4 protein-coding genes are annotated in these 6,240 nt (G+C 41.7%); 2 read left to right on the forward strand and 2 right to left on the reverse strand.

Annotation, left to right across the window (positions count from 1 at the left end):
- Positions 1-90 precede the first annotated feature (90 nt).
- Both H6F47_RS26385 and petH read right to left on the reverse strand, forming a co-directional pair.
- Positions 91-1,380 carry a homoserine dehydrogenase gene (locus tag H6F47_RS26385; RefSeq protein WP_190651706.1) on the reverse strand — a complete coding sequence of 430 codons (1,290 nt, stop codon included), beginning with the start codon at positions 1,378-1,380 and terminating at the stop codon, positions 91-93.
- A 111-nt stretch (positions 1,381-1,491) separates the two neighbouring features.
- The gene (gene petH / locus H6F47_RS26390; protein WP_190348133.1) at positions 1,492-2,808 is read right to left on the reverse strand and encodes a ferredoxin--NADP reductase; all 1,317 of its coding nucleotides are present in this window, start codon (positions 2,806-2,808) and stop codon (positions 1,492-1,494) included.
- 777 nt (positions 2,809-3,585) lie between these two features.
- Here petH and H6F47_RS26395 point away from each other — a divergent pair.
- Together H6F47_RS26395 and metK are read left to right on the forward strand one after the other, a co-directional pair.
- On the forward strand, positions 3,586-4,590 hold the full coding sequence (locus H6F47_RS26395) for a phosphoribulokinase (protein WP_096565751.1): 1,005 nt from the start codon (positions 3,586-3,588) through the stop codon (positions 4,588-4,590).
- Between the two features lie 215 nt (positions 4,591-4,805).
- On the forward strand, positions 4,806-6,080 hold the full coding sequence (gene metK, locus H6F47_RS26400) for a methionine adenosyltransferase (protein WP_137668883.1): 1,275 nt from the start codon (positions 4,806-4,808) through the stop codon (positions 6,078-6,080).
- The last annotated feature ends 160 nt before the right edge of the window (positions 6,081-6,240 follow it).

Raw genomic sequence — 6,240 nt, forward strand, 5'->3', positions numbered from 1 at the left:
GTCACCAGTCCCCAGTCACCAGTCCCCAGTCACCAGTCCCCAGTCCCCAGTCCCCAGTCCCCAGTCACCAGTCCCCAGTCACCTATCTCTTCAAAGCACTCGTAAAATGCTAGGAATGCTATCTATTGCTTCCAGGGTTTGAATTTCAGCTAAAGCTTGTCTAAAGTCGCCCTCTTTCACATCGTGGGTGACAACGACAATTTCTGCTAATTCTTCCTGAAAACCGGTTTGGACGACTGACTCTAAACTCACGCCATATTTACCAAAGCAAGTTCCTAATTTACCGATGACTCCGGGATGGTCTTTGCTGAGGAAACGAGTGTAAAATCGGGTAACAAGTTCAGAAATTGGCGATATTTGACAGTAATGTTGATGTCTACAAGCTAATAAGGGATTTACTTTAGGGGTATTAGTTTTCAACGCCGCTACCAGATTTAAAATATCTGAGCAGACAGCACTAGCAGTAGCACCAGCACCAGCACCAGGTCCAAAAAACATCACTTGGCCAATGGGTTCTCCTTCCACAAGAATGGCATTATAAACACCATTGATACTAGCTAAAGGATGAGTTTGGGGTACTAAAGTAGGATGGACTCTCACTGATAGCTGAGAATTATCACCGATTTGGCCTTTGGCGATCGCCAATAATTTAATCACAAATCCCAATTTAGCAGCATAGGTAATATCGGTCTTACTGACTTGGCGAATACCTTCACAATAAACATCTTGCAGGTTGATGCGATCGCCAAAACCTAAAGATGCCAAAATAGCAATTTTATCAGCCGCATCTAAGCCATCAACGTCAGCGGTAGGGTCAGCTTCTGCATAACCTAAACGTTGAGCATCAGCCAAAACATCGTTGAAGTCGCCGCCTTCCGTTTGCATCCGGCTAAGGATGTAGTTAGTTGTACCGTTAACAATGCCAGTGATAGTATGAATCTTATTAACGCTTAAAGACTGTTTGAGGGGTTGAATCACAGGGATACCACCACCAACAGAAGCTTCTAGCATCACATATACCCCAGATGCGTTGGCAGCGGTAAATATTTCTGCCCCAAATCGGGAAATAGCAGCTTTGTTAGCTGTGACTACGTGCTTACCATTTTTAATAGCAGTGAGGATCAGCGATCGCGCTGGTTCTAATCCTCCCATGACTTCCACAATTATATCTATATCTGGATCATTGACAATTGCTTCTAGATCCGTAGTCACTACCCCCGATGCTAGTTCTACATCTCGGTGTTTATCAAGCGATCGCACTCCCACGCGATAAATTTCGATTTCCTGCAACAGTGGGTGACGACCTTCCAAGTCCTGCAACAATTGTACAGTCCCCGTTCCCACAGTACCTAATCCTAATATTCCTAGTTTAACACCCACAGATTTTGCGCCCAAACGATATACACAAAACAATTGTAGGCAGGGCATCGCCCCACCTACAAACTTAAAGCTGAGAATTTGGAATTAAATTACTATTGAGCATTGACCACATTAGTAGGTTTCCACGTGCCAGCGGCCTTCTTTTTTCATGCCTTTCTGATAATCACTCCAGTTCACACCTTCCTTAGCAGCAGCAGCGGACAAAGCGGCATCAATACCATCTTCCATACCACGTAAACCGCAGATGTAAGTATGGGTTTTTTCATTTTTAATCAACTGCCACAGTTCATCAGCGTTTTCTGCTACACGGTCTTGGATGTACATTCTGCCACCTTGAGCGTTTTGTTGTTCCCGACTGATAGCATAGGTCAAACGGAAGTTATCAGGATATTTAGCCTGCATCTCTTCCAATTCTTCATGATAGAGAATGTTTGCCGTCTTAGGTACACCAAACAGCAACCAAGCAAATCCATTGAATTGATATTCTGGGTTGGCTGCTCTTTCTGCATCTTTAAACATCCGCCACAGATATGCACGCATAGGAGCAATACCTGTCCCTGTAGCTAACATGATTACATTAGTATCAGTGTCTTCAGGTAATAGCATTTCCTTACCCACAGGACCAGTGATTTTTACTTCATCACCGGGTTTAATCTGAGTTAAATAGGTAGAGCAAACACCATAAACTGTTTCGCCACTTGCTGGATCTTTATATTCCAATTGACGAACACACAATGATACTGTCTTGTCGTCTACATCATCACCATGCCGAGTGGAAGCAATAGAATAAAGCCTCAGCTTTTCGGGCTTGCCTTTTTTGTCTATACCAGGGGGAATAATACCAATACTTTGACCTTCTACGTAGTTTAAGTTACTACCTGTCAAGTCAAACTTGATATGCTGAACAATACCAATTCCGCCTTCTTTTACTAACGGCTCATTAGAGATTACCTTACCGATAAAAGGAGCATTAGGACGATAAGTGTTCACAGGAACATCAGCGTGTTTGGCTTTCGCTTGAGTCATCGTGTTACCTTTTTTATCCTTAGATGGTTTAGCGAAACCTTTGGCTTCGCTACTGGTACTCACGGGTGCGTCTTTACCAATCTCCTCATTGTTAGCATTTACAGGTGTCACTGGCTCGCTGACTTCTCTGTTAGCACTGTCTACGGCTCCTTGACCATTAACTGGCTGTAGCACCGATATAGGCTGAATGCTAACAATTTTACCGCCTAGACGAGTGATCCTTCGCATTTCTTGATTCATGCGGTTGTAAGGTACTCTGATGAATACACTGCCACTTTTACGAATAGGGTAGTTCGTTTGATCAGATTCTTGATTCTGACGCAGACCCACCACTTCGTATACGAAGACGCGGCTACCTGATTCTATGTTGGCAGCACCCTCAACAGCACCTTGATTGTACATTCGTTCTACCACTCCAATATTTACTTAACCGTTTATCAAAAAAATTCCCATCATATTGTCAGCTTTAAGTTTACCGGATTTTCGTTGCATAAAAGCATAAAACTGACAATGTGAGAAAACAGCATCATGAAAATGATGCCCTGCTCAGTACACTCGGCAAAGACTATATTAGGTATGGTATCCAACACACCTGTTCATCTTCTAAGGTAGATGATAAGTCTTTGACAGAATGTTAATAGTAAATCAATTTAAACTTTTTTTTACTAATTACATACTTATTGCTTCTCCTAATAACATATAATAGTCATTATTTACGCTATAAAACGAAATAATTTATTTAAATTTATTATTTTTCTGATTATACATACCCTTTGGTAGTTTTCAACAGGCAAATATGTGAGAATTCAGGAGTCGGAAGCCAGGAGCTAGGAAAAAGATCAATATTGCCTGTTTGCTGTTGCCGATTGTCAACTAAAATATGGTTGAATAAGACTGTTACACCATTCAATTGTTTTTAACAGCAACGCCTGTTACAAAATACATCTTTCTGTTAAAATCTAGTATACCACTAGGATTAAATACTTACCAGTCCAGAACTCAGGATAGTAGAAATCAGTAGTTAACAGGACTATGTTGATCACTACCCTGATATGCTGTATTTATGCTGGATAAAAAGAACGCAGGGTTTTACCCTTAGAGTAAAACCTCTAGCTTCAAAAATCTGTTGTGTGAAAAAAATATTGATTTGGTCATCTTTTTAGTATTTAGAGGAGATTTATGACAAGTAAGCCGGAACGCGTGGTATTGATTGGAGTAGCTGGAGACTCTGGGTGCGGTAAGTCTACGTTTTTGCGTCGGTTGATCGACTTATTTGGTGAAGAATTAATGACAGTTATCTGCTTGGATGACTATCATTGCCTTGATCGTAAACAACGCAAAGAAACTGGTATCACTGCACTCGATCCCAGGGCAAACAATTTTGACCTCATGTATGAGCAAATCAAAGCTCTAAAAGAAGGTAATGCCGTTGATAAGCCGATTTATAACCACGAAACCGGCATGATTGATCCTCCAGAACGGATTAAGCCCAACCACATTATAGTAGTTGAGGGGCTGCATCCTCTATATGATGAGCGGGTGAGAGCCTTACTAGACTTCAGTGTTTACTTTGACATCAGTGATGAAGTCAAAATTGCCTGGAAGATTCAACGAGATATGGCGGAACGTGGACACCGCTATGAAGATGTATTAGCCCAAATCAATTCTCGTAAACCTGACTTTGAAAAGTTCATTGAACCACAAAGAGAATTTGCGGATGTGGTTTTACAGGTATTACCCACAAACTTGATCAAAAATGATACCGAGCGCAAAGTATTGCGGGTACGGATGTTACAAAAAGAAGGTAAGGAAGGGTTTGATCCAGCATACTTGTTTGATGAAGGTTCAACCATTCAGTGGACTCCTTGTGGACGCAAACTGACCTGTTCTTACCCTGGTATGCAGCTTTACTACGGTTCTGATGTGTACTACGGTCGTTATGTATCTGTTTTAGAAGTAGATGGTCAGTTTGACAACCTGGACGAAGTAATTTACATCGAAAACCATCTGAGCAACACATCTACCAAATACACAGGTGAGATGACTCACTTATTACTGCAACACCGTGAATATCCAGGTTCTAATAATGGAACTGGTTTGTTCCAAGTGTTGACAGGTTTAAAAATGCGTGCTGTTTATGAACAATTGACAGCTAAGGAAGCAAAGTTAGCGGCTCAAGTCTAGAACCAGCAATGTTGTTAAACACAAAAAGGGGTTGCATCTGTGGGTGTACCCCTTTTTTGTTGTGGAGAAAGTAAATTTTTTCCCTGTTCCCTGTTCCCTGTTCCCTGTTCTCTGTGTCAATATGGTTATGATTTGAGAAATGAGTAGCTGAAACTAAAATAACCAAATTTAGTCAGTGAATAAAATTATTCCAGTTATTCCAGGAGGATTTTCCTTTGTCTCGACGCTATTTATTTACCTCCGAGTCTGTAACTGAAGGTCATCCAGATAAAATCTGTGATCAAATCTCTGATACTATTCTGGATGCTTTGTTGACACAGGACCCTAGTAGCCGGGTGGCGGCTGAAGTAGTTGTTAATACTGGATTAGTATTAATTACTGGAGAAATTACCACCAAAGCCAATGTAAATTTTGTCAATCTGGCTCGTAAAAAAATCGCGGAAATTGGTTATACTGACGCAGTTAACGGCTTTTCTGCCAATAGTGCCAGTGTACTCGTAGCTTTGGATGAGCAGTCACCGGATATTGCCCAAGGTGTAAATACTGCCCACGAAACCCGTAGTGCTGATAGTGAAGAACTATTTGATAAAATTGGTGCTGGTGATCAAGGTATCATGTTCGGTTTTGCTTGTAACGAAACACCAGAATTGATGCCTTTACCCATTAGTTTAGCTCATCGCATTGCCCGAAGATTGGCAGCAGTGCGGAAAACTGGAGATTTGCCATACTTGCGACCTGATGGTAAAACCCAAGTTACCGTAGTTTATGAAGATGGTAAACCTGTAGGTATTGATACAATCTTAATTTCCACCCAGCATACACCTAATATTGGGGATATTACGGATGATGCGGCGGTGCAAGCTAAGATTAAAGAAGACCTGTGGACTGCGGTAGTCATGCCTGTGTTTGGCGATATTGCAGTTAAACCAACTGAGGATACACGGTTTTTAGTCAATCCCACTGGTAAATTTGTGATTGGTGGACCTCAAGGAGATTCTGGACTGACAGGACGGAAAATCATTGTTGATACCTACGGTGGTTATTCCCGACATGGTGGTGGTGCTTTCTCTGGTAAAGACCCCACAAAGGTAGACCGTTCTGCGGCTTATGCGGCTCGTTATGCGGCGAAAAATATTGTGGCTGCGGGTTTAGCTGAAAAATGCGAAGTCCAGTTAAGTTATGCTATTGGTGTAGCCAGACCTGTAAGTATTTTTGTGGATACCTTTGGCACTGGTAAGGTTGATGATGAAATCTTACTGCAATTAGTCAAAGATAACTTTGAACTGCGTCCAGCAGGAATTATCCACACTTTCAATTTACGCAACTTACCTAGTGAAAGAGGCGGACGTTTTTATCAGGACGTTGCAGCTTATGGTCACTTGGGACGTTCTGATTTAGATTTACCTTGGGAACGGACTGATAAGGTAGAGGTTTTGAAGCAGGCGGCGAATAAGTATCTTTCTGAAGCGATCGCACCTGCATTAACTTAGAACGATCAAACCCAGATACCCACTTTCTTTAAGAAAGCGGGTATCTTATTTGCATCTATTACTTAGGGGTTGCTGAGAAAGTCTTTCCGTGAGGGCATAGGAGTCAGGAGTCAGGAGTCAGGAGTCAGGAGGAGATTTGAAAATTTCTTTGCCATCTCTT

The organism is Sphaerospermopsis sp. FACHB-1094 (genome assembly GCF_014696195.1).
Taxonomy (GTDB): Bacteria; Cyanobacteriota; Cyanobacteriia; order Cyanobacteriales; family Nostocaceae; genus Sphaerospermopsis; species Sphaerospermopsis kisseleviana.